The organism is Metapseudomonas resinovorans DSM 21078, from assembly GCF_000423545.1.
Taxonomy (GTDB): domain Bacteria; phylum Pseudomonadota; class Gammaproteobacteria; order Pseudomonadales; family Pseudomonadaceae; genus Metapseudomonas; species Metapseudomonas resinovorans.
The window spans coordinates 39,107-65,324 of record NZ_AUIE01000036.1 but is presented as its reverse complement, the minus strand read 5'-3'; the positions used below and the strand labels follow the sequence as shown (position 1 = coordinate 65,324).

Sequence of the window (26,218 nt, the reverse complement as noted above, 5' to 3'; positions counted from 1 at the left end):
GCCGAGGTGCTCGGCCGCCTGGCGCCGGACGTGAAGAAAATGACCTTCATGCAGTTTGGCCGCGTGCGCCTGGAAGGCGTGGAGTGCTACATCAGCCGCTCCGGCTACACCGGCGAAGACGGTTACGAGATTTCCGTGCCCGTGGCCCAGGCCGAAGCCCTGGCGCGCACCCTGCTGGCCCAGCCGGAAGTCCAGCCCATTGGCCTGGGCGCCCGCGACTCCCTGCGCCTGGAAGCCGGCCTGTGCCTCTACGGGCATGACATGAACACCGACACCACGCCGGTAGACGCGAGCCTCATCTGGGCCATCTCCAAGGCCCGCCGCGCCGACGGTTCGCGCGCGGGTGGCTTCCCGGGCGCCGAGCGCATCTTCGCCCAGAAGCAAGAGGGCGTTGTCAGCAAACGCGTCGGGCTGTTGCCCAGCGGCCGCGCGCCGGTGCGCGAGGGCACGCAGATCGTCAACGCTGAACAGCAGGTTATCGGCCAGGTCACCAGTGGAGGCTTCGGCCCGAGCCTGGGCGGACCGCTGGCAATGGGGACGCTCGACAGCCGCTACACGGCGCTGGAGACCGAGGTCTATGCCCTGGTGCGTGGCAAACCCCTGTCCATGCGGGTGGTGAAAACCCCCTTCGTGCCACAGCGCTACTACCGTGGCTGATATCCACCCACGACCCCATGGGAGCGAGCTTGCTCGCGAAAAGCACTGCGTGCCCGCGTTCGCGAGCAAGCTCGCTCCTACACCCAGACAAACCTCTTTCTCGCGAGGCGAGATCATGAGTTCGACCCAGACAGCCAAGATCGAAGTCGGCGTGAAGCTGCGTGGCGCCGAGAAGGTGGCGCGCATTCCGGTGAAAATCATTCCCACTGAGGAGATACCGCGAAAGCCCGACTGGATCCGGGTAGAGATTCCCGCCTCGCCGGAGGTGGCCCGCATCAAGCACGTGCTGCGCAAGCACAAGCTGCACAGCGTCTGCGAAGAGGCGTCCTGCCCGAATCTGGGCGAATGCTTCTCCGGCGGTACCGCGACCTTCATGATCATGGGCGACATCTGCACCCGCCGCTGCCCCTTCTGCGACGTTGGCCACGGCCGGCCGAAGCCGCTGGATGCCGATGAACCGAAGAATCTGGCCATCGCCATCGCCGACCTGCGCCTGAAATACGTGGTGATCACCTCGGTGGACCGTGACGACCTGCGCGACGGCGGTGCCCAGCACTTCGTCGACTGCCTGCGCGAAATCCGCAAGCTATCTCCGGGCATCCAGCTGGAAACCCTGGTGCCGGACTACCGTGGGCGCATGGACGTGGCACTCGCTATCACCGAGCAAGAGCCGCCGGATGTGTTCAACCACAACCTGGAAACCGTACCGCGCCTGTACAAGGCCGCGCGTCCCGGCTCGGACTTCGAGTGGTCGCTGAACCTGCTGGAAAACTTCAAGAAGCGCGTGCCCCGCGTGCCGACCAAATCCGGCCTGATGCTCGGCCTGGGCGAGACAGACGAGGAAGTGATCGACGTCATGCAGCGCATGCGTGAGCACGAGATCGACATGCTGACCCTCGGCCAGTACCTGCAGCCATCGCGCAGCCACCTGCCGGTGCAGCGCTTCGTCCACCCGGATACCTTTGCCTGGTTCGCCGAGAAGGGTGCCGAGATGGGCTTCAGGAACGTGGCGTCCGGCCCGCTGGTGCGCTCCTCGTACCATGCCGACCAGCAAGCCCACGGGACGAAGACCCACTGATCGACGCCAGGCCCAGCCATTTTTGGAGAGTCGGCAAAGCGCAAAAAACAACGCCCTCCATTCGGAGGGCGTTTTCACAGCGGGGGAGGGTTCACGGATTCGGCGCATGGCTGCCGAGAAGGCCGCCACTGGATTTCTTGCCGCGCTTGGCCGTGCGCTTTTCCAGAAGGGTTTTCTGGGGCTTTTTCTTCGCTTCGCGTTTTGAGTCGAGACCTTTGCTCATGGCGTCTATCTCCGAGAGAGGGTGGATGGATCAGCGCATCCCTGCCTTGAAGCGCTCAATGGCCATTACCACCTCCTGGGCTGCACGAGCCGGTTGGATTACGGAGCCGATGAAAACAGCATAGTCGCCTTGCGGGCGGCTGCATGGCCCGGCAAACCCTCGATTGCTTAACACTTCGTGCGCCAGGCGGTGACAGCGCCCGGCGACGGCCGCATCATGCGGGATCATCGCTGGACGGTAGTAGGAACCCCATGTCCGAGCTCCTGGGATACGCCGCGCAATCCATCGTCGGATGCGTGCGTGAACACAACGAAGATGCGCTGCTGTGCGCCCCTGAACTGGGGCTCTGGGCCGTGGCCGACGGCATGGGCGGCCACCAGCGTGGCGAAGTCGCCAGCGCGGTGGCCCTCGATGCCCTGCGCGAGGCCGTGGCCGCCAAACAGGACCTGGTCGTCGCCGTGCAGACCGCCCATCGCGCCGTGGTCGCGGCGGCATCGGGCTCCGGCATGGGCACCACGCTGGTGGCCGTGAAGTTCGACGGAGCGATGTTCGATCTGGCCTGGGCCGGCGACAGTCGCGCCTACCGTGTCGGCGTCGACGGCATCACTCGGCTCAGCCATGACCACAGCCTGGTGCAGGCGCTGGTGGATGCGGGTGAGTTGAGTCCGCAGCAGGCTCGCCGCCATCCGCAGCGCAATGTGGTGACCCAGTGCCTTGGCCAGGAACACCAGGACCTTGAAGTCGGTGGTGCGAAAGACGCACTGGCGCCCGGTGAACTCCTGCTGCTCTGCAGTGATGGCCTGACCGGTGAGCTGGCCGATGACGAGATCCTCGCCCAGTGCGCCCGTGCGGAAACCCTGGACGACCTGGTGGCGCACTTGCTGGCGCTGGCCTGCGATGCCGGTGGTCGGGACAACATCTCCTGCATCGTGATCGGCCTGGCGTTGTCGGAAACCACTGTGGCGGCAAACAGGTCGAATTCGTTCCTGAGCCGGTTGCTCAAATCGCGAAGATCCTGAATCCATGAACGACAATCTGCTAGATATACCCGGCTACCTCGTACACGGCCGCCTGGGCAAGGGCGGGATGGCCGAGGTCTACCTCGCCACCCAGGAATCGCTCAACCGCAAGGTGGCGGTGAAGGTGCTGGATAAACTGGACGATGAAGCCTTTACCAGCCGCTTCATCAGGGAAGCGCGCATGCTCGCCTCCCTGCACCACCCGTCCATCGTCACCATCCACGATATCGACCGTCTGCCCGACGGCCGCCACTACCTGGCGATGGAGTTCCTCTCCGGTGGCGACCTGGGCCGCTACAAGGGGCAGGCGCTGGAGCCGCTGGAGGCATTGCGTATCGTCCGGCAGATTGCCGGAGCCCTGGCCGTGGTGCATGGCAAGGGCCTGATACACCGCGATATCAAGCCGGCCAATATCCTCTTCCGTGACGACGGCACGGCGGTGCTCACCGATTTCGGCATCGCCAAGGACCTGGAGCTGGACAGCGAACTGACCCAGTTCAATGTCGCGGTCGGCAGCCCGGCCTACAGCAGCCCGGAGCAAGCCCAGTGCCAGGCGCTGGATGCGCGTAGCGACATCTATAGCCTGGGCGTGATCCTGCTGGAGCTGCTGACCGGCGAGAACCCCTATCGTGGAGCCAGCTACGCCGAAACCGTGCTCAACCACGTGCAGATGGACCCGCCCGTGCTGCGCAGGGGGCTGGCTGACTACCAGCACCTGATCGACCGCATGCTGGCCAAGGACCCGGACGAGCGCTTCGCCGATTGCCACGTGCTGTTGGACAGCCTTCACGAGCTGTGCGACCTCGATCTCGATTTCACCCGCATCGCGCCGGCCGTGGCCGTGAACCCGACGGCGAAGCAGCCGGCGGCAAACCGTCGTTACCGTGGCTTGCTCTGGGGCCTGGCCGGACTGATGTTGCTGGTCGTTTCCAGCGGTGGTGGTTACTACGTCGTACTACGAATGAAAATCGCCGACCTGCTGGAACTGGGCGAACAGCGCCTGGCCGAAGGCAAGCTGATGGCGCCGGCAGCGGACAACGCCGACTTCTACTTCCACGAAGTGCTGCGCCTGGACAAGGACAATGCCAAGGCGGGCGATGGCCTGCAGCGGGTCCTGGCCGCACGCGTCGCCAACTTCCTGGTGCTGGCCGAACAGCGCCTGGCCGAGGACAACCTGCTTCAGCCGGAAGAGGACAGTGCGGTGTTTTATTACCAGCAGGTGCTCACCCTGGCGCCCGGCAACGAACAGGCATTGGCCGGGCTGGAGAAGGTGGCGCAGCGCTTTGTCGAGCACAGCGAAGAGGCTTATCGCCGGCGCGAGTTCGCCTTGGCACTGGAATACATCGACGCCGGCCTGCAGGTGGCGCCGACGAACCCGACCCTGCTCGAACTCCGCGCCGTTCACGAGCAGCGGGTGCGCAAGGCCAAGGCGGCGCGGGTGGCCACGGCGCGTCCGGCCAAACCGCAGGCTCGTCAGGAAGAGCAGGCCAACCCCATCAAAAAATTGTGGAACCGCCTTTTCAACTAACTGCCAACTCCAGCAAGGTCAGGGAGCAGGCACATGGCTATCATTGCCCTGTGCCCTGCCTCCAAGGACCCCACAATGCTCAGGATTCACTTCGCGGATAACCGCCAGGCGCCCATCTGGCTGGTGGACGAACGCTTCACCATCGGCCAGGACAGCCGCAACAGCCTGGTTCTGGCGGACCCGGAGATCAGCCTGTTCCACGCGGAAATCCGGCAGGACCACGGCCAGTACTACCTGAGCGATTGCGGCACGCCCGGCGGCACCTTCGTCAATGGCGAGCGCATCGGTGCGCGTTTCCAGCTGCGTTCAGACGACTCTGTGCGCATCGGCAACCTCGAACTCCTGCTGGTGGACCCGGCCAAGGCCCGACCCAAGGTCGAAGCCGCGGCGCGCTGGTACCTGCAAGTCATCAAAGGGGAGCACGAAGGGCAGAAGTACCACGTCACCGGCTCCATCACCTTCGGTCGCTCGGTGAAGTGCGAACTGTGCTTCAGCGACCAGGAGCTGTCGCGCCGGCACTGCGAGTTCTTCCTCAAGGACGATGTGCTGGAGGTCAAGGACCTGGCTTCGGCCAACGGCGTGTTCGTCAACCAGCAGAAAGTCAGCACGGCGGTATTGCAGCCCGGCGACCAGATCCGCATGGGTTCGGTGAACCTGCTGGTGATCGGCCCCAAGGTGGCGGCACCGCAAGCGGTGGACGAAGACGCCACGCTGTTCATGCCCGTGGCGCAAATCCCCAAGCCCGCCGTGCCACGCCCAATGGGGCGCCAGCCGGTGGCCAATCCGCTGCGCGCGGCGGCGCAGAAGCAGGCCGCGCCCACCGAAGCGGCCCGTCAGTCGCCGAACAAGGTGCTGATCGGCCTGCTGGTGCTGACCGTTGCAGCGGCAGCGGCCTTTGCCGGCAAGACCTTCCTGTAGGGGCGATTTCATTGGCTATGTCTGCGTTAAGTGTTGCTAGAACGTCCTGAGCCAAGTTGATTATCGAGTTCTGCGGATGTTTCTGGTTTCGCCTTCCCAGGCGCCTCCCTTTGGCAGACGACCCAAAGGAAGCAAAGGTCTTGCCCCTGCATCCGGGTCCGGCTTCGCCGGACTGCCCTCCCTCCATCGTTGCTCCGGGGGCACGGCGAGAGGGGCCATCCATGGCCCCACACGCCTCTCGCGGCATCCATGCCGCTCGTCCCCCTGCGCAACGATTCCGCTCGGCCTCCTGAAGGGGCGCAGTCGCTGCCCCACCTCGTCTGCCCGGTATCAGGCCCGTGTGGGCTTCAGGATGGTTCGTGCTTCGCTGGCGCGAGTCACCCCTCTACCTCTGGGAGAGGGGCCGGGGGTGAGGGTTTTGTCAAGCTGGCGCGGAAGCCTAAAAGGCCTGCGCTAGAGCGCTTCTCTCAACGTCGCAACAGCTAACGCAGACATAGCCATTTCATTCGCCAAGGGCCGCGCTGAATCAGTAGCCCGGATGAAATCCGGGAAAGCTCCAACCGCCGCTCCTGGATTTCATCTGATGGGTTTCGCTTCGCTCAACCACATCCTACGGCCGGCCGATCAGCTCTGAATGCCAAACACCTCGGCCAGGTGCTCCTCATAGCGCTTCACGTCGGCCTCGATATTCGGCCGCTTCATCACGTCCACGCAGAGGAAGGTGGGCAGGGCGCTCATGCCGAGGAACTGGTTGGCCTTGTGGAAGGGGAAGTACACCGCATCCACGCCCTTGGCCTCGAAGAAGTCGGTGGGGTCGTCGAACGCTTGCTGCGGCGCGTTCCAGGTCAGCGACAGCATGTACTGCTTGCCCTGGATGAGGCCGCCACTGCCGTACTTCTGCGAGGCGTCCGAGCGGGTGCGGCCGTCATTGGCGTAAAGGCTGCCGTGACCGGCGGTGAACACCTCGTCCAGGTACTGCTTCACGGTCCAGGGCGCACCCATCCACCAGCCGGGCATCTGGTAGATCACCACATCGGCCCAGAGAAACTTCTGCACCTCTTCGGAAACGTCGTAGCCGGCGTCGATCTGGGTTTCCTTGACGTCGAAGCCGGCGCGGTCGAGGAAGGCCAGCGCGGCGTCGTGCAGGGTGGCGTTGTAGCGGCCGTCGGAGTGGGCGAACTTCTTTCCGCCGTTGAGCAACAGGATCTTTTTCATGGCAGTAGCCTCCGCAAGTTGATGTGGCGGCAGACTACCGGTCACCCCACTGCGGAAAAATCCGTTCGGGTGCAATTGATACTTGCTTGAAAGTCACTAATTCATATGTGTTAGTTGCGGTAGGGTTGATAAAAATCACGCCATCCAGAGGCCATCGCCATGACCCAACCCTACGGTTTCATCCTCCATGCCCACACCAGGCCTGAGAAGGCCGACGCGTTCGAGGCACTGTTCCGCGCCTACGTCGAGCCCAGCCGGGCGGAGGCGGGCTGCATCGAGTACCACATGCTGCGTGATGCCCAGGACCCGAGCCTGTTCATCTTCTATGAGGTCTGGCAGAGCCGGGCCGCGCTGGAAGTCCACAGCGCGTTGCCGCACATGCGCCGCTTTCACGAAAACCGTATGGACTACCTGCGGCGCGACTTCGAGATTCGCGAGATCGAGATGCTCAGCCCATCGTCCGCCCGCGTCTAAAGCCCGCTGCGAATCAGCCTCAGGTACTCCGTCCGGCCGCCGATATCGTTGTGCCCGGCGCCAGGTATCACCTCCCGCCGTGCCACGCCCGAGCGGAACTGGGCGAAGAGTTTTTCACTGCTCCAGCGCGGGATTACTTCGTCCCGTTCCGCGACTATCAACAACGTGGGCACGGTGATGACCGGGGCGTAGCGCCAGGATTCGTACCGGTCCTTGAGCATCCAGCGCACCGGGTAGATGGGGAACTGTCGCTGGGCCAGTTCGAGGATGCTGTTGTAGGGCGTGACCAGCACCAGCCGTGCTGCAGGGCGCTGGCTTGCCAACTGGATAGCCACGCCGCTGCCCAGGCTGCGGCCGACCAGCGCCACCTCGCCATGCAGGGTATGAACCTTGTCGAACAAAGCCAGGGCGTCCTGGAGGATGGCGGCTTCCGAGGGATTGCCGGTACTGTCGCCGAACCCCCGGTAATGCAGCAAATAGAGGGCGTGGTCGGGGAAGGCCTCGGCGAAGTCCGGCAGGCTGCGGGAGACGTCCTCGGCATTGCCGCCGAAGTAGATCAGCGCCTTGGGGCTGGCCAGCGGACGCACGGTGACGGCTATCCGCTCGTCGGTCACCGGCAACATCAGCAACCGGTCGGGACTGCCGATGGCACGGGGCTGCGGGAAGTAGATCAGCGAGCGCTGGAAGACCAGGAGCGCCGCTCCCAGCCCGAGATAGAGCGCAACGGCCAGCAGGACAATGCCGATCAGACTACGGGCCATGGCATCAGAGGTGTTGAGCTGTCGCGGTGCGTCTTGGGCATGGCGCGTGTCTTCCCTGTGCGGGGTCGGGTCCATTCACCATAGTCGAGGCGCGCTTGCCTAAGCTGTAAGGGCATGCCCAAGCGAGGTGGCCACAATGGAACGCAAGCACGATCTCGACACCTACAAGCGCTTCAAGAAGCAGCATCCGGCGTACTTTCAGGCCGTGGAAACCCTCGGCGCCGTGGTGCGCCAGACCGGCCCCCTGGATGAGCGCAGCCTGCAATTGATCCAGCTCGCCGCCGCGGCGGCCATCCACTCCGAAGGTGCCGTCCACAGCCACACGCGCCGCGCCCTGGAAGCCGGTGCCACGCCCGAAGATATCCACCACACCCTGCTGGTGCTCACCAGCACCATCGGTTTCCCTACGGTGATGGCCGCCCTGAGCTGGGCGGGGGATGTGCTGGAGAGCAAGGAATAAGGTGCGCTCTGGCGGAGATGGGTACCGCTGCGCGCAACCGCATCCTGCGGGCTAGGCGCTAGGCGAGCTGTCCGCTTCGGGTTCCTGCTGCTGCAGCAGCCACATCTGTGCGTAGCTGCCGCCGATGTCCAGCAACTGGCGGTGGGTGCCTTTCTCGATCACCCGGCCCGCGTCGAGCACCAGGATCTGGTCGGCGTCCATCACGGTGGAGAGGCGGTGGGCGATGACCAGGGTGGTGCGACCGACCTGAATGCGGTCGAGCGCGGTCTGGATGGCCTTTTCAGACTTGGAATCGAGGGCCGAAGTGGCCTCGTCGAAGATCAGGATGGCGGGGTTCTTCAGCAGGGCGCGGGCGATGGCCACGCGCTGTTTCTCGCCCCCGGAGAGCTTGAGGCCGCGCTCGCCCACCGGGGTTTCGTAACCGTCAGGCAGGCGCAGTATGAAATCGTGGATATGCGCAGCGCGGGCGGCGGCTTCCACCTCCTCGCGGCTGGCCTCGGGGCGGCCGTAGCTGATGTTGTAGTAGATGCTGTCGTTGAACAGCACGGTGTCCTGGGGAACGATGCCGATGGCGCTGCGCACCGAGCCTTGGGTCAGTTCGCGCAGGTCGTGGCCATCGATGCGGATGTGCCCGGCATCGATGTCGTAGAAACGGTAGAGCAGGCGGGCGAGGGTGGACTTGCCAGAGCCTGAATGGCCGACCACCGCCACGGTGCCACCGGGGGGAATCTCGAAGTCCACGCCGTGGAGGATCTCCCGGCGCGGGTCGTAGCCGAAGTGCACGTTCTCGAAGCGCACCCGTGGCCGGGTGGCTTGCAGCGGGGTGGCGCCCGGCGCGTCCTGCACGTCCTGGCGCTCGTCCAGCAGGCCGAACAGCCGCTCCATGTTGGTCAGCGCCTGCTTCACCTCGCGGTACATCATGCCGAGCATGAACAACGGGGCGGACAGCTGCAGCAGGTAGGTGTTCACCAGCACCAGGTCGCCGATGGTGAGTTCGCCGGCCACGACGCCCGCGGCGGCACGCCACATCATGGCCGTGACGCCCATGGCGACGATGGAGGTCTGGCCCAGGTTGAGCAGCGCCAGGGATTTGGTGGCCTTGACCTTGGCGTTCTCCAGATGGCGCAGGTTCTCGTCGTAGCGTGCCGACTCGTGGGCTTCGTTGTTGAAGTACTTCACCGTCTCGTAGTTGAGCAGCGAATCCACCGCGCGCTCATTGGCGCGGGTGTCCGCCTCCACCGCTGCGCGGTAGTAGCGGGTGCGCCATTCGGTGATGGCGAACGTCCAGATGCCGTAGGCGACCAGGGTGGCGAGGGTGATGAAGGCGAAGCCCCAGTCGTACGCCCAGACCAACACTGCAGTGACCAGCAGCACTTCGAGCAGGGTCGGGACAATGGTGTACAGCGTCCAGTCCAGCAGGTCGGAGATGGCACTCCCGCCACGCTCGACGTCACGGGCGACGCCGCCGGTGCGCCGGCCCAGGTGGAACCTCAGGCTCAGCCCGTGCAGGTGCTGGAACACCTTGAGGGTGATCTGCCGCGAGGCCCGCGCCATGACCCGGGCGAACACCACCTGGCGCAGCTCGGTGAACAGGGTGACGCCGATACGCGAGGCGCCATAGGCCAGCAGCAGGGCCACCGGCAGCACCAACAGGCTGGGCTCGACATTGAGCCCATCGACGATCTGCTTGAGGGCGATCGGCACATAGAGGTTGATCAGCTTGGCGGCGAAGATCAGCCCCAGCGCCAGGGCGATGCGGCCGGTGTAGGGCTTGAGATAGGGCAGCAAGGTGGCGATCACGGCGGCATCGCCACGGGTGCCGGCCTTGCGTGCAATGGGAGCGGAGCCGTCGTTCTTGTTACCGGTCGCGTCCTGCGGAGCCGGGTTGTCATCCAGGGCTGCCATCGCCCACCTGCCTTCTGTGATCAAGATCTGGCGACGATACTCCAGAGCCGGGTCAGGCGCGAAGCGACTCGAGGGTCAGCGCGCGATGGAATCGGCCACCTGCTGGACCTGTTTGCGGAACCAGCGGCGCAGGCGGTCGGCGTCGGTCCGTTCATGCCAGATCTGCATCACCTCGACCCGCGGCAGCGTCAACGGCAGCGGGTGCATGCGCAGGTCGGGGTCGCGATCCACGGCTTCTTCGGCCAGTGAGCGCAGGCAGGTGAGCAGCAGGTCGGTGCCGCGAATCAGTCGGGTCGGTGCAATGAAGCTGGACAGCCCGGCGGCGACCCGGCGGCTCAGTCCCCTGGCCTGCAGGGCCCGATCCATCAGCCCATCGAGGTCACCGGTAAGGGTAGTGAGCAGGTGCTCGCAGGCGAGGAACGCGTCCAGGTCCAGGCCGTTGGCCAGGCGCGCGTTGCCTTGGGAGGCCAGGACCACGAAGTCCTCGCTCAGCAGGCGCTGCTGGTGAAAGGTGCCTGGCAGGTCGGTGTAGAAGCCGGCAATCGCCAGGTCGCAGGTGCCTTTCTCCAGCTCGTCGCGGGGGAGTTGGCCACGAGTGTTGTGGGTGACCAGCACCAGGTTCGGCGCTTGGCTGCGCAGGATCGGCAGAAGTTTCGGCAGCAGCATCTGTTCCACGTAGTCGGTGCTGTAGAGATGGAGGCGCTCGGCGCGGCCGAGAAAGTCCTGTCCGTCGCAGAGCTCGTAGAAGGCTTCCAGCTCGCCCACCAGGCGCTGCACCTGGGGCGCCAGCTCGTGGGCACGGGGCGTTGGGGTGAGACCGCGAGGGGCGCGGACGAAGAGCGGGTCGCCGAACTGGTGGCGCAGCTTGTTCAGCTTGTGACTCAAGGCCGGTTGGCTGAGGGCCATGCGCTCGGCCGCCAGCGACGCATTGCGTTCCTGGTAGAGCACGTGGAAGACCTGCAGCAGGTTCAGGTCCTTCTTAGTGATATTCATTTTTTGGATGCCAGAAATAAAGGCTTTCGAATTATCGAATCTTAGTGCCTTGCCTAGGATGGCGGCCACTGACGCGCTGATATCCAGGAGACCCCATGACCCTCAGCATCTTCGCCACCATCAGCCCCAGGCCCGAGCACCGCGACGCGGTGGAGCGGGCCCTGCGGGTGATGGTCGAGCGCTCCCGGGCTGAGCCCGGCAACCTGCGTTACGACCTGTTCATCCGCGAGGGCGAGGTGCTGGCTTTCGACCTCTTCGAGCTCTACGCCGATGAGGCTGCCGTCGAAGCCCATCGCCAGAGCGGCCATTACCAGGCGTATCGCGCCGCCACCGCCGACTGGCTGGCCACGCCCACCCAGGTACGCCTCGCCCGTCCGCTGGACGTGGCACCGTTCAATTGATCAGGAGATTCAACATGACCAAGGTTTCCACCCTGGCGCTGGCCCTTGCCGGCGCGATGCTGGCCGGCACGGCCAACGCGGCGCCCAAGGGCGAGGTACTGGTGCTGCTTTCCAGCGAGAATCAGTTGCCACTCAAGGACGGCAAGCAGTACCCCACCGGCTTCTACCTCAACGAGTTCGGCGTACCCGCGGACCACTTGCTCAAGGCGGGCTACGCGCTGGTACTGGTGACCCCCAGGGGCAACGCGCCGAGCGTGGATGAACGCTCCATCGATCCGCAGTACTTCGGCGGAGACGCAGCGGAAATGAAGCGCATCCAGAGGGTGGTCGAAGGCCTGCCGGGCATGAACGACAGCCTGTCGCTGCAAGAAGTACTGGCCGGAGACCTGGACCGCTATGCCGGGTTGCTGATTCCCGGTGGCCACGCGCCGCTGATCGACCTGGCCAACAACCCCGAAGTGGGAGCGCTATTGCGTCACTTCCACCAGGCCGGCAAGCCCACTGCCGCCATTTGCCACGGACCCATTGCGTTGCTCTCGGCCCAGGACGACCCCGCCAGTTACCAGGCGGCCCTGGCCCGTGGCGAGAAGCCGGCGGCGAGCAACTGGGTCTATCAGGGCTACCGCATGACCATCTTCGCCGACCCGGAAGAGCAGGTATTCGAACGCTCCCTCAACGGCGACCGCATCCTCTTCTACCCGGCCAAGGCGATGTCGGGCGCAGGCGGCGACATGGCCTACGCCACGGCCTGGAGTCCCAACGTGGTGGTGGATCGCGAGTTGATCACCGGCCAGAACCCGTTCTCCGACCATGCGCTGGCCAAGGCGTTGGTGGAAAAGCTGGGGGCGGGGAAGGGCGAGTAACGCGCTACGCCGCTCTGGCAGGTTGGCGCCGGGCACCAACTTGCCGGGCGGCGCTCCTCAACGGAGCGCCGTGCGGCAAGACTTTCAAGCCATCGGCGGCAGTCGTCGCTTCACCGGGGTTTTCTTGACGATGGCGGTGCTGGTTTCGGCGTAGACGTTGATGCGGTCCAGCAGCGTGTCGAGCTGTTCCATGGAGCGCACGCACAGCCGTGCGATGAAGCAGTCGTCGCCGGTCACCTTGTCGCACTCGGTGAATTCCGGAATGTCCTGGATCTTGCGTTCCACCACCTGTAACTGGCCGGGCAATGGGCGGATGCGGACGATGGCCTGGAGCTGGTAGCCAAAGGCCTTCGGGTCTACCTCCACCGTGTAGCCCGTGAGCACACCGCGTTCTTCCAGCTTGCGCAGCCGCTCCGCCACGCTGGGGGAGGAAAGGCCGCTGATCTGCGCGAGGGCCTTGAGGGAACGGCGCGAGTCTTCCATCAAGGCGGAGATCAGCAACTGGTCGATGTCGTCGGTCATGGCAGTCTCGTTAGGTAAACGGATAAAAGTGCCTTGATAGTAAAGGTAGATGGCGAAATACGCCTTTGCTATCGCATGGAAACTGCCGGTTATGGCTCGTCATACTGTGCGCCACACAGAGGAGCCCATCATGGACAAATCAATACATCGCGGTTCGTTGGAAATGGTCGCCGCCATGCTCATCTCCGGCACCATTGGCTGGTTGGTGATGCTCTCGGGGCAGCCAGTGCTGGATGTGGTGTTCTGGCGCTGCCTGTTCGGCGCACTGACCTTGCTCGTCATCTGCGCGGCGATGGGCTTCCTGCGCCCCGGCATCCTGACCCGAGCGACCTTCCTCCTGGCGGTACTCAGCGGCGTGGCCATCGTCGGCAACTGGGTGCTGCTGTTCGCTTCCTACTCGCGGGCGTCCATCTCTATCGGTACGGCGATCTACAACGTCCAGCCCTTCATGCTGGTCGGACTGGCAGCGCTGTTCCTCGGTGAAAAGATCACCCTGCAGAAGCTGGCATGGCTGGCCGTGTCGTTCGTGGGGATGCTGGCCATCGTCAGCGCCCATGGCGGGCAGGGTGAGAGTGGGAGCGATTACCTGGCGGGCATTGCCCTGGCCCTGGGCGCGGCGCTGCTGTATGCGATTGCCGCGCTGATCATCAAGCGGCTGAGCGGGGTGCCACCGCATTTGATCGCGCTGATCCAGGTCACCACCGGGGTGCTGTTGCTGGCACCCATGGCGAACCTGTCCAGTCTGCCGCAGGGCACCGGTACCTGGTCCATCCTGCTGACTCTCGGCGTGATCCACACTGGCGTGATGTACGTGCTGCTCTATGGCGCCATCCAGAAACTGCCGACCGCTCTGACCGGCGCACTGTCGTTCATCTACCCGATTGCGGCGATTTTCGTGGACTGGTTCGCCTTCGGCCGCCAGCTCGAACTGCTGCAGTGGGTGGGCGTGGCGGCCATCCTTGTCGCGGCGATGGGGATGCAGCAGGGGTGGGGTTTCAATCTGCGGCGCGCGGCGCAGGCCCAATCGTAGGCGGCGCCTGTAAGTTGGTGTAGAGCGAAGCGCGGCCCAACGCATAGACCCGACTCCCACATCGTTGGGCTTCGCTGCGTTCAGCCGCAACCTACGGGCGCGGTGCGCTCAATGCACCTCTTTCGACGCCTGGCCGAACTGCTGGTCGGCCGTGTTCAGGCGTTCCAGCTCACGGCGCACCATGTTGGCGAACGCCGAAGGCTTGAGGTGATACAGCTCGGTGGCGACCCAGGCCAGCCAGCGCGGGCCCATGGCGTCACGTTGCGCCAATAGGCGCAGCGCTTCGTCACGGGCCTGCCCGGCATGCTCCTCGTGGAACTGCCGGCGGCTTGCCGGATCAGCTGGCTTGCAGGCCGACATAGACGTTCTGTACGTCGTCGTGGTTGTCCAGGGCATCGAGGAAGGCTTCCACTTCCTCCAGCTCGGCGCCGGACAGGCTGACCGGGTTTTTCGCCTTGTAGCCCAGGTTGGCCGACTGCACGGTGAAGCCGAAGTCCGGCAGCGCCTTGCACACGGCGTCCAGGTCGGTCGGGTCGGTGTAGAACAGGGTGGCGCCTTCGTCGTCGGCTTCGAAGTCCTGGGCGCCTGCTTCGATGGCGGCCAGTTCCACGTCGGCATCGGCGCTGGCAGGTTCCGCCTCGATCATGCCCAGGTGGTCGAAGTCCCAGGAGACCGAGCCGGAAGTGCCCAGTTGGCCCTTGCGGAACAGCACGCGCACTTCGGCGACGGTGCGGTTCACGTTATCGGTCAGGCATTCGACGATCACCGGTACCCGGTGCGGCGCGAAGCCTTCATAGAGGGTGCGCTCGTAGTTGACCACTTCGCCGGAAAGGCCCGCGCCTTTCTTGATGGCGCGCTCCAGGGTGTCTTTCGGCATGGAGGCCTTCTTGGCCTGGTGCACGGCGAGACGCAGCTTGGGGTTCATGTCAGGATCGGCACCGTTACGCGCGGCGATCATGATCTCTTTCACCAGTTTGCCGAAGATCTTCCCTCGGGCGTTGGCGGCGGCTTCTTTAGGTTTGGCTTTCCACTGGGCGCCCATGGTGGCTCTCTCGCAGGTTCTTGGGGAAATGGCGCAGGATTTTACTTGGGGAGAGGGGGCGGCTGCCAGCCGGCTCGTCAGTTCCGTGAGGGACCTTCGGGGGAATCTGGCGTCTAATGGCCATTATGGATAGATTGCTGGTACCCAGGCTGATCAACGCCAGATGGCGCCCATGGCCCCTGCGAGCGGAGACCGAATGCAGTTGCCCAGTAGTTCCAGTGCGCCCCATAGCGCGAGCGATGAGCGATTCGACAACCTGATCCGCTTGCTCAAGAGCCGGTTCGGCGTGATGGCCACCGTGATGACCACGGGCGCCGGTGGCATCCAGCAGATCCGCAGCTGCGCCGGGCCGGCATGCGTCCAGGCGTTGTCCGATGGCCTGGTTACGCTCCCCCCGGGCTTTCGTGGGGATGATCCCGTGGTGATCCCCGACCTCCTTCAGCAACCGCACGGGTGTCCGGAAGCGCTGGCGCAAGCCTTGCCGGACCTGGGCTTTCTCGCCGCCTGTCCACTCTTGGCGCCCGATGGCGCCCTGGTGGGCCGGCTCTGGCTCCTGCACGATCAACCCCGCGATCTGGACGCTGAAGAGCAGCAGGTGCTGCGCGAGTTCGCCGAACTGGCCAGCGGAATGCTGGTGGACCGGCTGGAGCTGGAGCGTGTTCGGGAAAGCGAGAAGCGCATGGCCCTGGCCATTGCCGGCAGTGGCACCGGCATCTGGGACCGCAATGCCTTGACCGGTGAAATCCACTACTCCACCGACTGGAAAGCGCTGCTGGGTTATGCCGATCACGAGGTGGGCAACCGCATCGAGGAAAGCTACACGCGCGTCCATCCCGAGGACCTGGCCTATGTGCAGGCCAGCATCCAGGCCCACTTCGACGGCCGTACCGAGGCTTACGAGGTGGAGCACCGCTTGCGTTGCCGGGACGGCCTCTACAAGTGGGTGTGCAGCCGCGGCAAGGTGGTGGAGTGGGACGAGGCGGGCAAGCCCTTGCGTATGGTGGGTACCACCACCGACGTCACCGCCATGCGCAACCTCTCGGAGAAGATGCAGCAAGCGGCGGCGCTGATGACCGACCTGACCAACGAAATTCCCGGCATGGTCTTCCAGTACCGGCGCCAGTTGGACGGCAGCGCCTTCTTTCCCTACGTCAGCAACGGCGTCCGCGAGATCTATGGGCTGGCGCCGGAGCAACTGACCCGGAACGCCAACGTGCTGCACGGCATCATCCACCCCGACGACCTGATCTTCTACCTCGATTCCCTGGAGCGCTCCGCTCGCGATCTCACGCCCTGGCACCTGGAGTACCGCGTGCAGTTGCCTGGTTGCGGCCTTTCCTGGCGCCAGGGGGATGCGCGTCCCCGACCGCTGGCGGACGGCGGCGTGCTCTGGCATGGCTTCATCACCGATGTCACCGAACGCAAGCTGATCGAAGCTGAGCTGCAAGTCTTCGCCACCACGGACTCCCTTACCCAGCTTTCCAATCGCCGGCACTTCATGGCGCAGCTGGATGCCGAGCTGGCGCGCGTGCAGCGAACAGCGGGTTACAGCGCGGCAATCCTGATGTTCGACCTGGACCACTTCAAGGCCATCAACGACCGCTGGGGGCATTCTGTGGGAGATCAGGCGCTGCGGCATTTCTCGTTGATCCTCCGTACCCAGTTGCGCCGTACCGATGCCGCCGGGCGCATGGGCGGCGAGGAGTTCGCCGTGGTGCTGAGCAATGTCTCCATCGACGAGGCGCGGTTGTTCGCCGCGCGGGTGCAAGGCGAACTGTCAGCTTCTCCCGTTGAACATGGCGAAGAGCGCCTGGCGCTGGCGGTCAGCGTTGGTATCGCTGCGCTCCATCCCACCGACACCCGCGCGGAAGCCAGCCTGTCGCGCAGCGACATGGCGCTGTATCGAGCCAAGCGCGCTGGGCGCAACCGGATCGAGTGCCACTGAGCGCGTCGCCGATTGCTGAAATTTCTTCTCCGCACTGCATCCAATTGCCCTGCGCGTGGGTAGTACAGGTAACAGCCAACCGGGCTGTTGACCTGAAACCCCATTGGAGGGCCGTTCATGAACGCTCAAGCCTTTGTTCGTCGCTTCACCACAGCATTTGCCTTCACCTGCCTGCTGGCGCCCGCGCCAGTGGTGCTCGCCCAGGCCATGTTGCCAGACGCCGTGAAGGTCCCGGAGGGCAACAAGGTGGCCCTGGAAACCACGGGCGTCGGCGAGATCACTTATGAGTGCCGTGAAAAGGTGGATGCCAAGGGCCAGGTGGAGTGGACCTTCGTCGGTCCCAAGGCAGTACTGAACGATCGCGACGGCAAGCCGGTGGGCAGCTACTTCGGCCCGCCGGCCACCTGGCAGGCGCAAGATGGCTCAAGCATTACCGGCACCCAACTGGCGATTGCGCCGTCCGGGGCGGGAAACCTGCCGTATCAATTGGTCAAGGCCAACCCTGCGACTGGCGATGGCCTGATGAAGGGTGTCAGCTACATTCAACGGGTCGCCCTGAAGGGTGGCGTGGCGCCTGCTTCCGAGTGCTCCGCCACGACCATGGGCAAGCGCGAGATAGTGAAGTACCAGGCCGATTACATTTTCTGGACGGCCAAGTGACGGTCTATCCGTTCCACAGGGACCCCCGACACAACGTCGGGGGCTCCCGGCGCGATGACAAGGCAGGGAGCAACTATTTGGCCGAACCCGAATTTGATTATGACAGCTGCCTGAGGGCCTGCGCCCGCGGCGAACGCCAGGCGTTGCAGGCGCTTTACCAACAGGAAGGGGCGCGATTGCTGGGGGTGGCCCGACGCATCGCGCGGGACAATGCCCTGGCCGAGGACATCGTCCACGACGCGTTTCTGCGCATCTGGACCCACGCTGCCCGTTTCGATCCGGCGCGGGGCTCGGCGCGGGGCTGGATCTTCAGCATCACCCGCCACCTGGCCCTCAATTTCATGCGAGACAGCGCCCGTGAACTGAACCTGGGCGATCAGGGCGATGAGACGGCTGGCGCCTGGGACGACTTGCGCGAGAGCGTTGGGGCTTTCGAATGGAGCACCGGCGCGGGTCGCATCTACGGTTGCCTGGATCGGCTGGAGCCCCCGCGCCGTGAATGCATCCTGCACGCCTATGTCGAGGGCTATTCCCACGCGGAGATCGCCAGCAGGCTGGGTGCGCCGTTGGGCACCGTGAAGTCCTGGATCAAACGCAGCCTGGCTGCATTGCGGGAGTGCATGGGATGACCGAAGGCGCCCGAGACGACCTCGAAGAACTGGCCAGCGAATATGTGCTGGGCACGCTGTCTGCCGAGCAGCGCCAGGAAGTGCAGCGCCGCCTCGCCCATGACGATGCCCTGCGCTCAGCGGTGGATGCCTGGGAGCGACGGCTCCTGCCACTGACGAACCTGGCCGAGCCCTGCACCCCGTCCGCCCACCTCTGGCATCGGATCGAACGCAGCATCGGCGAGCTGGGGCACCGTGCCGGACACGAACCCGCCAGAGCGCCATCCTGGTGGACGCTGTTGCCGCTCTGGCGGGGGCTGGCGGGTGCCGGGCTGGCGTTTTCGCTGGTGCTGGCAACACTGCTGCTGACCCGCGCGGTGCCGTTGGACACGCCTGCCTACCTGGTCGTGCTGGTGGCCCCCCTGGACAAGTCGCCGGGCTGGGTCGTGCAGGCCAGCAGCCCCACAGAAGTCCAGTTGATCCCCCTTGGTGTGGTGGAGGTTCCGGCTGGCAAGGCGCTGGAGTTCTGGACCAAGGCCGATGACTGGCAAGGGCCGGTCTCCCTCGGACTGGTCAAGCCGGGCCAGCCGCTGCGCGTGCCTATCGACCAACTGCCGCCGCTGCAACCCAACCAGTTGTTCGAGTTGACCCTGGAGAGCGCCACCGGCTCCCCCGTCGGCAAGCCCACCGGACCTGTGCAGTTCATCGGGCGCGCGGTCAAGGTGCTCTGAGGCCAGTGGCGGAACCCCGTGTTCCGCCACCGGTGCGCCCCGTCTCCTTGCTGGTCAGCCCCATCAGCGTCGTTCGCTGAATTGCCACGAGAGGTTGCACAGGATGGGGTGGAATCGCGCATCATTGGGCGCAATCAGCTTGAGGGAGGTTTCCATGGAGGTCATGTCATCCGTTCTGCGCCTTGCTGCACTGTCGTTGGGGCTGGTGCTGGCCGGCACCGCGGTGGCGAACGAAGAGACGCAGCTGGTCGAGTCCATCAACGCCTATCGTGGCCAGGTACAGCCCTGCGCCGGCCAGGCTTCCATGGAACTGCCACCGCTCAGGCCGGACCCGCGGCTGATTCTGCCGGCCGGCAGCATTGGCGACTTGCAGCAAGCGCTTTCGCGCACGGCCTATCCGCTGGTCAATGTGCAGGCCATCAACCTCTCCGGCCCCCGTGACGCACAGGCAGCCATGAAGGCGCTGCAGGAAAGCTTCTGCCAGGTGGTGCTGGACCCGCAGTTCGTCGATGTCGGCGTGAGCCGTGAGGGCGTGGACTGGCGCATCGTGTTGGCTCGGCCGCTGCTGGCCGGCGGTCTGGGCGACTGGCAGGTGGAAGGGCAGAAACTGCTGGAACAGATCAACACCGCCCGCACCCAGGCGCGCCAATGCGGTTCGCAACCCTTCGCCGCCGCCTCCCCCCTGACCTGGAATGCCACCCTGGCCGGCGCCTCGCTGGAGCACACCCGCGCCATGGCCAACCAGAACTTCTTCGACCACAAGGACCGCGACGGCCGCACCCCCGGCGACCGTGCGGAGCTGGCCGGCTACACCGCCCAGGTGATCGGTGAAAACATCGCTGCAGGTCTCGATACCGCCAGCAAGGTGGTGGAAGGCTGGCTGGCCAGCCCGGGCCACTGCGCCAACCTGATGAACCCTGCGTTCCGCGAACTGGGCGCCGCCTACGCGGTGGACCCGAAAAGCGACGCGGGCATCTATTGGACGGCAATGTTCGGCTCACCGTAACCGGCGCGGCCTTAATGCCGTTCCCCGACTCCACGCATGACGGGCCTTCAATCGTTGGGTTTCGCTGCGCTCTACGCCAACCTACGGTCAGCATGGCGCCCATTCGTAGGATGTGGTGGAGCGAAGCGATACCCATCATTCCCAGCACAGGCAGAAACGACGACGGGAGCCCTTAGGCTCCCGTCGAGGTGGATCAGTGCGGCTGGTTCAGCGTCAGGCGCATGTGGCGGTTCACATCCTTGTACAGCAGGTAGCGGAAGCGACCCGGGCCACCCGAGTAGCAGGCCTGCGGGCAGAAGGCGCGCAGCCACATGAAGTCGCCGGCTTCCACTTCGACCCAGTCCTGGTTCAGGCGATACACCGCCTTGCCTTCCAGCACGTACAGACCGTGCTCCATCACATGGGTTTCGGCGAAGGGAATCACGCCGCCCGGCTCGAAGTTGACGATGTTGACGTGCATGTCATGACGCATGTCGCTCATGTCGACGAAGCGGGTGGTGCTCCAGCGGCCTTCAGTGTCCGGCATCACCTTCGGCTCGATGTCCTGCTCGTTGGTGACGAAGGCTTCCGGCAGCGGTACGCCGTCGACTCTCTGGTAGTGCTTGCGAATCCAGTGGAAGCGAGTGTGCTGGCCGGAGGTATTGCGCACCTTGTAGTCGGCGCCCGGCGGAATGAAGGCATAGCCGCCCGGCTGCATGGTGTGCACCTGGCCCTGCAGGGTCAGGCTCAGCTCGCCTTCCACGATGAACAGCACGGCTTCGGCGTTCGGGTCTTGCTCAGGCTTGTCGCTGCCGCCGTTGGGGGCGAGCTCGACGATGTACTGGGAGAAGGTTTCGGCGAAACCGGACAGCGGGCGGGCGATGACCCACATGCGCATGTTGTCCCAGAAGGGCAGGTGGCTGGTGACGATGTCACGCATCACGCCCTTGGGGATAACGGCATAGGCTTCGGTGAACATCGCGCGGTCGGTGAGCAGCTCGGTCTGTGCCGGGTGCCCGCCGTGCGGCGCGTAATAGGTGGATTTGGCCATGGGGTATTTCCTCATTGTTGTCTTGCTGCCTGGCGCGTGGCGCCAGGGCGAACAATTCGTGCAGATCGGCGCGCCACCGGGGGTGCTGGCCGTCGCTGGGAACCAACATATCCAGCAGCGAGTTCATGCACAAATTAAATGTTGAAATCCGCCGTATTCATTTCTCGAATGCGAGCGCGGCCACCGCTCAGCCCCCAGTGTCCTGGGCCAGGACCCGTGTCAGCACGCGGGCGAGTTCCTGCACCATCGGGTCCGCCGCTGGGCGATGAAGCAGGGCAACTTCGAAGACATCGACCGAGGGCAACCCCGTGTTTTTAGCCACCACCGCGTGCCCCGCCGTCACTGCACGCAGCGGCAGCAGGCCGATGCCCATGCCGTCCGCAATGGCCGACTGGATGCCGCTGAGACTCGAACTGGTAAAGCTGATGTGCCAGCGACGGCCCACGGATTCCAGGGCACTGATCATCTCGTCGCGGTACACCCCGCGCGGCGGGAAGGTGACGATGGGCAGCGGGTCGAGGTCGATGCAGGGGTTGTTGGCGCTGTCCACCCAACGCGTCTTCTCCGGCCAGCAGGCGACCGCTTCACGGCTGTTCTGGCGCTGCTTGAGAAGCACCAGGTCCAGCTCGCCACGGTCGTAGCTGGCAGAGAGATCGCGGCTGAGCCCGCTGGTGACTTCCAGCTTCACCTGCGGGTATCGCCGGTTGAAGGCCGCCAGTTGCTCCGTGGTGCGTCCGCTGGCGAAATCGTCCGGCACGCCGATGCGCACCGTCAGCGCCACCGTGGCGCCGGAGAGTGCTTCGACCATCTCGTCGTTCAACGCCAGCAGGCGCCGCGCGTAGCCCAGCAGCGTCTCGCCGGCGTCGGTGGGTAGCACGTCGCGATTGCCACGCTCCAGCAGGCGATGCCCGGCCATCTCTTCCAGGCGGCGAATCTTCTGGCTGATGGTGGATTGGGTGGAATGCAGGCGCGTTGCGGCGGTGGTGAAACTGCCGCAGTCAGCCACCGTGACGATGGCTCTCAGCAGGTCGAGGTCGAAGAGGCGGCTATTCGATTTGTCACTTTCGCTCATGGCGGAATCTATTTTCTGAATGGCAATTCCGCTTTTAGCAGCTCAACTTCGCTCCGGCAATTCACTTCGTGCCGAGTTTCCGGAGGGCAGGTGAATGGGGGCGGTTCTCGGGGGAAACAGAGAAGGCCTGGAGCACCTTGGTGCCCCAGGCCTTGGTTCCGGCAAGCTCAGCGGGATTCGATCCTGGCCAGCGAGTGGCCGGCCACGAAGATGGACGCGGCGAGCAATCCCAGATCCTTGAGGAGGAACTGGCCCGGTGCAACGCTGATGCCGGGGAATCCCACGCTGGGCTCGATCACACCAGGGGTCGAGAACATGAAGCTCAACGTGGTGAAGAACAAGCCGGCGGAGAGGGCGCCGCCCACCAGCGAAAGCTTTGGCGACAGCAAGCGTCCCGCAATCAGCAAACCGATGGACACTTCGAGGAACCCGAGCAGGGTAGAGAAGGTTCGCACGCTGAACAGGTCATAGAGCCAGCCCAGCAGCGGGCTGTTGCTCACGAGTGGTACCAATCCTTCTGCTTCGTACTGCGTGAACTTCATGCCGCCGAACCAGAAGTAGATGACGGCGAGAGCGAAGTAGGCGCCGTAGATGCCGACCGCCGTGATGGAGGTCCCGAGCGACAGCTTGTTCGGCAGGGTGTTCTTGGCTTGGTGGGTGATTTCAATCGTGTTCATGATCTGGCTTCCAGTAACTTGGCTAAGGGTCGTCCCGGCGAATCCGATTGAGTGGCCATGGGACGAGGGTTCAACGTGCAACCTGCGTGAGAACAATCGAGTCGTTGTTCCGTGCCCCTCACGCCAGGGGCCATCAGTTTTCGATCTCATCCGAGCCGTTGATGAGTCATCTCCTCGTGATCCCCCGCGGGCTGCGTGGGGTGTGGAGATAGTGTTGCCGCATGCACTTGGCCTTTGGGCACAGAACGTACGAAGTTCGATGCAGATCGTCTAAATCCACTGGCCATTACTCCGGCCACTTGGCACGAAGCACCAGCCGACAGCGTCGCTGGCGCAGTACCCGGCTCTGGGCTTGGCTTTCCAGTAATGGGGCCGGTAGGTCGGCCCTCTTTTAGAGGACGATTGCCATGAACGGGCAGGGCGGCGAACTGCTGGCGCGGGTATTGATGGCCCATGGTGGGGCGGAGCGCTGGCGCGCATTCAGCAGGGTGAACGCCAGCATCGTGACTGGCGGCCTACTGTGGGGCATGAAGGGGCTGACCCAGGACAGCAACCCACGGCAGATGACTGTCTGGCTGCACGAGCAGCGCGCATCGGTGATGCCATTCGGCGCCCCGAACCAGCGTACGGCTTACACGCCCGACCGGATCGCGATCGAAACCACCGAGGGGCACGTGGTAGCGGAGCGGCAGGACCCGCGGACGTCTTTCCGTGATCACGACGAAACGACGCCCTGGGACCCGCTTCATCGGGCCTACTTCAATGGCTACGCGATGTGGTCGTACCTGACCATGCCATTTCTGTTCACGCTGCCCGGGGTAAGGGCAGAAGAGATCGTTCCCTGGGCGGAGGACGGCCAGCGCTGGCGGCGCTTGCGGGTGCACTTCCCCGAGAACGTAGCCACCCACTGCGCGCTGCAAGACTTCTATTTCGACGATGATTTCCTGCTGCGCCGACACGACTACAGCGTCGACGTAAGCGGCGGCCTGCCCGCCGCCCAGTACGTCCATGACTATGTCGAGAGTGGAGGACTGCGCATGCCCGGCAAGCGACGGGCCTATCGCCGCGACGCGAACAACCGGGCGATCGAGGCGCAACTACTGGTCAGTATCGATATCAGCGACCTTCGCTACTCCTGACGCGATGCCCTCATCACGCTGACCGCATCGAGCAAAGCCCGCCCCTTCGACGGGCGCTGACACGGGTCAGAAGTCGACGTTCTGGTCCCAAGGGTCGCTGCTTTTGCCCCGTCTATTTCCCTGCCTGCGGTCTTGCTCGAAGCGGATCGTCTGGCGGCGATCACAGGCCTTGCGACGATCACCACCGCCGCGCGTATCGATCTGGAACTTGGCCCGACCGGGAGAGGACGGCGCCTTTGCGGCCGACTCCATCGGTTCCAGACTGAATGATTCGAGGTTCAGCTCATCGTTTGCTTTCATGGCATCACTCCGGTGGGCCGGCCTTTCTGGGCCTTACGCAGTACCCAGAGGGTAGATCGGGGCAGGGCGCGGTTCCTGAAAGGAAGGGGAGTGATGGTACGAGCGGACGATTGGGTTTACCGACGGACAGGCAGGCGTCCGTCGTTCGCGCCGTCAAGTGTCGCCGCCTGGCGTCTACCAACCGGCCTGACGGCGCGCTGGCCAGTGCCTAGACTCTTAAGGCACGCGCCTCACCGTATGTGCTGACGGTTGGCATTCTGGCGTGCCGTCGTCACTACGACCGGGCCATACCGGGAGGAGGTGGGCGTGAACAAGCATCCAAAGGCAGGCATCTCGCGGCGTCATTTCCTTGGCGGCGGCGTTGTCCTTCTGGGCGGCGGGCTGCTGGCGAGGTCTGCCTTCGCCCAGCAAGGCTGCCCGGTGACCCAGGGCGATATCCTCGGCCCTTACTACCGCTTCGGCGCGCCGTTTCAGTCGCGTTTGGCCGGCCCCGAGGAGCCGGGCGAGCGCCTGGTGGTGACTGGCACAGTGTTCAGCGCCGATTGCCGAACGCCCATCCCGAATGCGCTGGTGGAAGTCTGGCAGGCCAACAGTACCGGCCTGTACGACACCGAGACGCCCGGCAACTACACCGACAAGGGCAACTTCAAGTTGCGCGGCATGCTCTACACCGATGCGCAGGGCAAGTACCGCATCGAGACTGTCATGCCCGGCCGCTACCCCGTACCGCCGAACCTGCCCGGGCTGGAAAAGTACGGCGGGTTGATGCGCCCCGCGCACATTCATTTCCGTGTCATGGAATCGCTCCATGTGCCAGTCACCCTGCAGCTCTACTTCAAGGGCGACCCCTTCATCGCCGGGGACCCCTGGGCCCATGACCGCACCACCAACACCATCGAGCTGGAGCAAGACGGCGCGCTTCGTCGTGGCGTATTCGACATCGTGTTGGCGCGGGGCTTCGGGTGAACCCCAGAACCGCCGTGCAGGCCGTGTTGCTCGATATCAGCGGCGTGCTCTGTGACGGCGACCAGCCCATACCCGGTGCCGTACAGGCCGTGCGTCGGTTGCAGGACAAGGGCTATCCCCTGCGCTTGCTCACCAATACCTCGCGGCAGAGCCGGTCGGCCATCCACAGGAAGTTGACCGCCATGGGCTTCGACGTTCAGCCGGAGCAACTCTTCACGGCGCCCAGGGCGGTGCGCCGCCACATAGAAGAAGCGGGCTTACGGCCGTTCTGCCTGATCCATCCGGGGCTGGATGAAGAGTTCGCCGAATGGCTCGACACCGCGGAGCCGGATTCGGTGGTGCTGGGCGATGCGGAAATGCGCTTCGACTACGAGCGTCTGAATCGCGCCTTCCAGTTGCTGATCGAGGGCGCGCCGCTGATCTGCATGGGCGACAACCGTTACTTCCGTGACCAGGGCGCCCTGCACCTGGACGCAGGCCCCTTCGTGCGCGCCCTGGAGTATGCCGCCGGCACCACCGCGCTGGTGCTGGGCAAACCGTCCGCGGCCTTCTTCAGCAGTGCCCTGGACGATATGGGTGCAAGCGCCGGCAACACACTGATGATTGGCGACGACCTGGTGGCTGACATTCTCGGCGCGCAAGCTGCCGGCCTGCATGCCTGCCTGGTGCGGACCGGCAAGTATCGACCGGGAGACGAGACCCGAGCTGCCGAGGCTTGGGTGGCCGCCGATCTGGCTGAGGCGGTGGCGCGGCTTTGCTGATTTCGGGGAATGCATGACTGCGTAGGATGGGTCGGGCGGCGTTCCGCGAGCCGGCGAAACCCATCAATCCGCGCCGATGGGTTTCGCTTCGCTCTACGCCATCCTACGGGCCGCCTGGATAAGTCACCGAGGCGGCGTGTTTGGCCTTTCGTCCTCCGACGATTCTCCAGGGCATAACCCGGGATAACGGTTCGTCATTAAATTGACCATTTTCTTGTTTGATTTTTTTGGTCT

30 protein-coding genes are annotated in these 26,218 nt (G+C 64.5%); 18 read left to right on the top strand and 12 right to left on the bottom strand.

Annotated elements, in window-relative coordinates:
• A partial coding sequence (locus tag G559_RS0121215) for a glycine cleavage T C-terminal barrel domain-containing protein (RefSeq protein ID WP_028630170.1) occupies positions 1–657 on the top strand: 657 nt, incomplete at its 5' end.
• Positions 658–772: 115 nt separating this feature from the next.
• Positions 773–1,735, top strand: coding sequence for a lipoyl synthase (gene lipA / locus G559_RS0121210; protein WP_051246816.1), 963 nt, complete (start codon positions 773–775; stop codon positions 1,733–1,735).
• Between the two features lie 91 nt (positions 1,736–1,826).
• Here the strand turns inward: lipA and G559_RS31130 are convergent, their stop codons facing one another.
• Positions 1,827–1,958 (bottom strand): hypothetical protein, encoded by a 132-nt coding sequence (locus tag G559_RS31130; RefSeq protein WP_256658017.1) that lies wholly within the window; start codon positions 1,956–1,958, stop codon positions 1,827–1,829.
• Positions 1,959–2,209: 251 nt separating this feature from the next.
• Here G559_RS31130 and G559_RS0121195 point away from each other — a divergent pair, with 251 nt between their 5' ends.
• The 3 genes from G559_RS0121195 to G559_RS0121185 all read left to right on the top strand — a co-directional run bounded on the left by G559_RS0121195 (position 2,210) and on the right by G559_RS0121185 (position 5,423).
• Positions 2,210–2,977: a PP2C family protein-serine/threonine phosphatase gene (locus G559_RS0121195; RefSeq protein ID WP_036997669.1), complete on the top strand. Its 768-nt coding sequence runs from the start codon at positions 2,210–2,212 to the stop codon at positions 2,975–2,977.
• A gap of 4 nt (positions 2,978–2,981) precedes the next feature.
• Positions 2,982–4,505, top strand: coding sequence for a serine/threonine-protein kinase (locus G559_RS0121190; RefSeq protein WP_028630166.1), 1,524 nt, complete (start codon positions 2,982–2,984; stop codon positions 4,503–4,505).
• A 75-nt stretch (positions 4,506–4,580) separates the two neighbouring features.
• Positions 4,581–5,423 (top strand): FHA domain-containing protein, encoded by an 843-nt coding sequence (locus G559_RS0121185; protein WP_028630165.1) that lies wholly within the window; start codon positions 4,581–4,583, stop codon positions 5,421–5,423.
• Positions 5,424–6,047: 624 nt separating this feature from the next.
• Here the strand turns inward: G559_RS0121185 and G559_RS0121180 are convergent.
• Positions 6,048–6,638: an NAD(P)H-dependent oxidoreductase gene (locus G559_RS0121180; protein WP_028630164.1), complete on the bottom strand. Its 591-nt coding sequence runs from the start codon at positions 6,636–6,638 to the stop codon at positions 6,048–6,050.
• Between the two features lie 159 nt (positions 6,639–6,797).
• Here G559_RS0121180 and G559_RS0121175 point away from each other — a divergent pair, with 159 nt between their 5' ends.
• A complete protein-coding gene (locus G559_RS0121175) occupies positions 6,798–7,112 on the top strand; it encodes a putative quinol monooxygenase (RefSeq protein ID WP_028630163.1) in 315 nt (104 codons plus the stop codon).
• On the opposite strand, the gene G559_RS0121170 is transcribed toward G559_RS0121175, so the two are convergent.
• Complete coding sequence (locus G559_RS0121170) at positions 7,109–7,873, bottom strand: alpha/beta hydrolase (RefSeq protein WP_028630162.1); 765 nt, start codon at positions 7,871–7,873, stop codon at positions 7,109–7,111. The genes G559_RS0121175 and G559_RS0121170 overlap by 4 nt on opposite strands.
• Positions 7,874–8,009: 136 nt before the next feature.
• Here G559_RS0121170 and G559_RS0121165 point away from each other — a divergent pair, with 136 nt between their 5' ends.
• On the top strand, positions 8,010–8,333 hold the full coding sequence (locus G559_RS0121165; protein ID WP_028630161.1) for a carboxymuconolactone decarboxylase family protein: 324 nt from the start codon (positions 8,010–8,012) through the stop codon (positions 8,331–8,333).
• Positions 8,334–8,384: 51 nt separating this feature from the next.
• On the opposite strand, the gene G559_RS0121160 is transcribed toward G559_RS0121165, so the two are convergent.
• Both G559_RS0121160 and G559_RS0121155 read right to left on the bottom strand, forming a co-directional pair.
• Positions 8,385–10,238, bottom strand: coding sequence for an ABCB family ABC transporter ATP-binding protein/permease (locus G559_RS0121160; protein ID WP_028630160.1), 1,854 nt, complete (start codon positions 10,236–10,238; stop codon positions 8,385–8,387).
• Between the two features lie 75 nt (positions 10,239–10,313).
• Complete coding sequence (locus tag G559_RS0121155; protein ID WP_028630159.1) at positions 10,314–11,231, bottom strand: LysR family transcriptional regulator; 918 nt, start codon at positions 11,229–11,231, stop codon at positions 10,314–10,316.
• A 95-nt stretch (positions 11,232–11,326) separates the two neighbouring features.
• On the opposite strand from G559_RS0121155, the gene G559_RS0121150 reads away from it, so the two are divergent.
• Positions 11,327–11,632 (top strand): putative quinol monooxygenase, encoded by a 306-nt coding sequence (locus G559_RS0121150; protein ID WP_028630158.1) that lies wholly within the window; start codon positions 11,327–11,329, stop codon positions 11,630–11,632.
• 14 nt (positions 11,633–11,646) lie between these two features.
• Complete coding sequence (locus G559_RS0121145) at positions 11,647–12,495, top strand: type 1 glutamine amidotransferase domain-containing protein (protein WP_028630157.1); 849 nt, start codon at positions 11,647–11,649, stop codon at positions 12,493–12,495.
• A gap of 84 nt (positions 12,496–12,579) precedes the next feature.
• On the opposite strand, the gene G559_RS0121140 is transcribed toward G559_RS0121145, so the two are convergent.
• A complete protein-coding gene (locus tag G559_RS0121140) occupies positions 12,580–13,017 on the bottom strand; it encodes an Lrp/AsnC family transcriptional regulator (protein ID WP_028630156.1) in 438 nt (145 codons plus the stop codon).
• 130 nt (positions 13,018–13,147) lie between these two features.
• Here G559_RS0121140 and G559_RS0121135 point away from each other — a divergent pair, with 130 nt between their 5' ends.
• Complete coding sequence (locus G559_RS0121135; protein ID WP_028630155.1) at positions 13,148–14,047, top strand: DMT family transporter; 900 nt, start codon at positions 13,148–13,150, stop codon at positions 14,045–14,047.
• Between the two features lie 108 nt (positions 14,048–14,155).
• Here G559_RS0121135 and G559_RS0121130 read toward each other — a convergent pair whose 3' ends face one another.
• The gene (locus tag G559_RS0121130) at positions 14,156–14,407 is read right to left on the bottom strand and encodes a hypothetical protein (protein ID WP_028630154.1); all 252 of its coding nucleotides are present in this window, start codon (positions 14,405–14,407) and stop codon (positions 14,156–14,158) included.
• Positions 14,385–15,089: a YebC/PmpR family DNA-binding transcriptional regulator gene (locus G559_RS0121125; RefSeq protein WP_028630153.1), complete on the bottom strand. Its 705-nt coding sequence runs from the start codon at positions 15,087–15,089 to the stop codon at positions 14,385–14,387. The genes G559_RS0121130 and G559_RS0121125 overlap by 23 nt, the downstream gene beginning before the upstream one ends.
• 196 nt (positions 15,090–15,285) lie before the next feature.
• Between G559_RS0121125 and G559_RS0121120 the strand changes: the two genes are divergently transcribed.
• The 5 genes from G559_RS0121120 (at position 15,286) to G559_RS0121095 (ending at position 20,039) form a co-directional block, all read left to right on the top strand.
• Positions 15,286–17,034 carry a sensor domain-containing diguanylate cyclase gene (locus tag G559_RS0121120; RefSeq protein WP_028630152.1) on the top strand — a complete coding sequence of 583 codons (1,749 nt, stop codon included), beginning with the start codon at positions 15,286–15,288 and terminating at the stop codon, positions 17,032–17,034.
• 117 nt (positions 17,035–17,151) lie between these two features.
• Entirely contained in the window at positions 17,152–17,694 is a 543-nt protein-coding gene (locus G559_RS0121115; protein WP_028630151.1) for a DUF3455 domain-containing protein, read from the top strand.
• A 77-nt stretch (positions 17,695–17,771) separates the two neighbouring features.
• The gene (locus G559_RS0121110) at positions 17,772–18,323 is read left to right on the top strand and encodes a sigma-70 family RNA polymerase sigma factor (protein WP_028630150.1); all 552 of its coding nucleotides are present in this window, start codon (positions 17,772–17,774) and stop codon (positions 18,321–18,323) included.
• Positions 18,320–19,033, top strand: a complete 714-nt coding sequence (locus tag G559_RS0121105) for an anti-sigma factor (protein WP_028630149.1) — start codon at positions 18,320–18,322, stop codon at positions 19,031–19,033. The genes G559_RS0121110 and G559_RS0121105 overlap by 4 nt, the downstream gene beginning before the upstream one ends.
• A gap of 154 nt (positions 19,034–19,187) precedes the next feature.
• Positions 19,188–20,039, top strand: coding sequence for a CAP domain-containing protein (locus tag G559_RS0121095; RefSeq protein WP_028630148.1), 852 nt, complete (start codon positions 19,188–19,190; stop codon positions 20,037–20,039).
• Between the two features lie 193 nt (positions 20,040–20,232).
• Here the strand turns inward: G559_RS0121095 and G559_RS0121090 are convergent, their stop codons facing one another.
• The 3 genes from G559_RS0121090 to G559_RS0121075 form a co-directional block, all read right to left on the bottom strand.
• Entirely contained in the window at positions 20,233–21,069 is an 837-nt protein-coding gene (locus G559_RS0121090) for a bifunctional allantoicase/(S)-ureidoglycine aminohydrolase (RefSeq protein ID WP_028630147.1), read from the bottom strand.
• Positions 21,070–21,256: 187 nt separating this feature from the next.
• Positions 21,257–22,141 carry a LysR family transcriptional regulator gene (locus tag G559_RS0121080; RefSeq protein ID WP_028630146.1) on the bottom strand — a complete coding sequence of 295 codons (885 nt, stop codon included), beginning with the start codon at positions 22,139–22,141 and terminating at the stop codon, positions 21,257–21,259.
• Between the two features lie 167 nt (positions 22,142–22,308).
• Entirely contained in the window at positions 22,309–22,818 is a 510-nt protein-coding gene (locus tag G559_RS0121075; protein ID WP_028630145.1) for a YkgB family protein, read from the bottom strand.
• 407 nt (positions 22,819–23,225) lie between these two features.
• On the opposite strand from G559_RS0121075, the gene G559_RS0121070 reads away from it, so the two are divergent.
• On the top strand, positions 23,226–23,957 hold the full coding sequence (locus tag G559_RS0121070) for a hypothetical protein (RefSeq protein ID WP_028630144.1): 732 nt from the start codon (positions 23,226–23,228) through the stop codon (positions 23,955–23,957).
• 66 nt (positions 23,958–24,023) lie between these two features.
• Here the strand turns inward: G559_RS0121070 and G559_RS0121065 are convergent, their stop codons facing one another.
• A complete protein-coding gene (locus G559_RS0121065; protein ID WP_028630143.1) occupies positions 24,024–24,257 on the bottom strand; it encodes a hypothetical protein in 234 nt (77 codons plus the stop codon).
• A 306-nt stretch (positions 24,258–24,563) separates the two neighbouring features.
• Between G559_RS0121065 and G559_RS0121060 the strand changes: the two genes are divergently transcribed.
• Both G559_RS0121060 and G559_RS0121055 read left to right on the top strand, forming a co-directional pair.
• A complete protein-coding gene (locus G559_RS0121060) occupies positions 24,564–25,223 on the top strand; it encodes a dioxygenase family protein (protein WP_028630142.1) in 660 nt (219 codons plus the stop codon).
• Positions 25,220–25,984: a TIGR01458 family HAD-type hydrolase gene (locus G559_RS0121055; RefSeq protein ID WP_028630141.1), complete on the top strand. Its 765-nt coding sequence runs from the start codon at positions 25,220–25,222 to the stop codon at positions 25,982–25,984. Before G559_RS0121060 ends, G559_RS0121055 begins: the two co-directional genes overlap by 4 nt.
• Positions 25,985–26,218 lie beyond the last annotated feature (234 nt).

What these genes read in the sequence shown, in the direction of transcription:
- G559_RS0121080 (WP_028630146.1), bottom strand. Translation starts at nt 22,141, where the DNA reads ATGAGCGAAAGTGACAAATCGAATAGCCGCCTCTTCGACCTCGACCTG.
- G559_RS0121190 (WP_028630166.1), top strand. Translation starts at nt 2,982, where the DNA reads ATGAACGACAATCTGCTAGATATACCCGGCTACCTCGTACACGGCCGC.
- G559_RS0121175 (WP_028630163.1), top strand. Translation starts at nt 6,798, where the DNA reads ATGACCCAACCCTACGGTTTCATCCTCCATGCCCACACCAGGCCTGAG.
- G559_RS0121090 (WP_028630147.1), bottom strand. Translation starts at nt 21,069, where the DNA reads ATGGCCAAATCCACCTATTACGCGCCGCACGGCGGGCACCCGGCACAG.
- G559_RS31130 (WP_256658017.1), bottom strand. Translation starts at nt 1,958, where the DNA reads ATGAGCAAAGGTCTCGACTCAAAACGCGAAGCGAAGAAAAAGCCCCAG.
- G559_RS0121070 (WP_028630144.1), top strand. Translation starts at nt 23,226, where the DNA reads ATGAACGGGCAGGGCGGCGAACTGCTGGCGCGGGTATTGATGGCCCAT.
- G559_RS0121105 (WP_028630149.1), top strand. Translation starts at nt 18,320, where the DNA reads ATGACCGAAGGCGCCCGAGACGACCTCGAAGAACTGGCCAGCGAATAT.
- G559_RS0121135 (WP_028630155.1), top strand. Translation starts at nt 13,148, where the DNA reads ATGGACAAATCAATACATCGCGGTTCGTTGGAAATGGTCGCCGCCATG.
- G559_RS0121095 (WP_028630148.1), top strand. Translation starts at nt 19,188, where the DNA reads ATGGAGGTCATGTCATCCGTTCTGCGCCTTGCTGCACTGTCGTTGGGG.
- G559_RS0121180 (WP_028630164.1), bottom strand. Translation starts at nt 6,638, where the DNA reads ATGAAAAAGATCCTGTTGCTCAACGGCGGAAAGAAGTTCGCCCACTCC.
- G559_RS0121150 (WP_028630158.1), top strand. Translation starts at nt 11,327, where the DNA reads ATGACCCTCAGCATCTTCGCCACCATCAGCCCCAGGCCCGAGCACCGC.
- G559_RS0121165 (WP_028630161.1), top strand. Translation starts at nt 8,010, where the DNA reads ATGGAACGCAAGCACGATCTCGACACCTACAAGCGCTTCAAGAAGCAG.
- G559_RS0121155 (WP_028630159.1), bottom strand. Translation starts at nt 11,231, where the DNA reads ATGAATATCACTAAGAAGGACCTGAACCTGCTGCAGGTCTTCCACGTG.
- lipA (WP_051246816.1), top strand. Translation starts at nt 773, where the DNA reads ATGAGTTCGACCCAGACAGCCAAGATCGAAGTCGGCGTGAAGCTGCGT.
- G559_RS0121075 (WP_028630145.1), bottom strand. Translation starts at nt 22,818, where the DNA reads ATGAACACGATTGAAATCACCCACCAAGCCAAGAACACCCTGCCGAAC.
- G559_RS0121065 (WP_028630143.1), bottom strand. Translation starts at nt 24,257, where the DNA reads ATGAAAGCAAACGATGAGCTGAACCTCGAATCATTCAGTCTGGAACCG.
- G559_RS0121145 (WP_028630157.1), top strand. Translation starts at nt 11,647, where the DNA reads ATGACCAAGGTTTCCACCCTGGCGCTGGCCCTTGCCGGCGCGATGCTG.
- G559_RS0121195 (WP_036997669.1), top strand. Translation starts at nt 2,210, where the DNA reads ATGTCCGAGCTCCTGGGATACGCCGCGCAATCCATCGTCGGATGCGTG.
- G559_RS0121115 (WP_028630151.1), top strand. Translation starts at nt 17,152, where the DNA reads ATGAACGCTCAAGCCTTTGTTCGTCGCTTCACCACAGCATTTGCCTTC.
- G559_RS0121120 (WP_028630152.1), top strand. Translation starts at nt 15,286, where the DNA reads ATGCAGTTGCCCAGTAGTTCCAGTGCGCCCCATAGCGCGAGCGATGAG.
- G559_RS0121130 (WP_028630154.1), bottom strand. Translation starts at nt 14,407, where the DNA reads ATGTCGGCCTGCAAGCCAGCTGATCCGGCAAGCCGCCGGCAGTTCCAC.
- G559_RS0121140 (WP_028630156.1), bottom strand. Translation starts at nt 13,017, where the DNA reads ATGACCGACGACATCGACCAGTTGCTGATCTCCGCCTTGATGGAAGAC.
- G559_RS0121170 (WP_028630162.1), bottom strand. Translation starts at nt 7,873, where the DNA reads ATGGCCCGTAGTCTGATCGGCATTGTCCTGCTGGCCGTTGCGCTCTAT.
- G559_RS0121160 (WP_028630160.1), bottom strand. Translation starts at nt 10,238, where the DNA reads ATGGCAGCCCTGGATGACAACCCGGCTCCGCAGGACGCGACCGGTAAC.
- G559_RS0121125 (WP_028630153.1), bottom strand. Translation starts at nt 15,089, where the DNA reads ATGGGCGCCCAGTGGAAAGCCAAACCTAAAGAAGCCGCCGCCAACGCC.
- G559_RS0121185 (WP_028630165.1), top strand. Translation starts at nt 4,581, where the DNA reads ATGCTCAGGATTCACTTCGCGGATAACCGCCAGGCGCCCATCTGGCTG.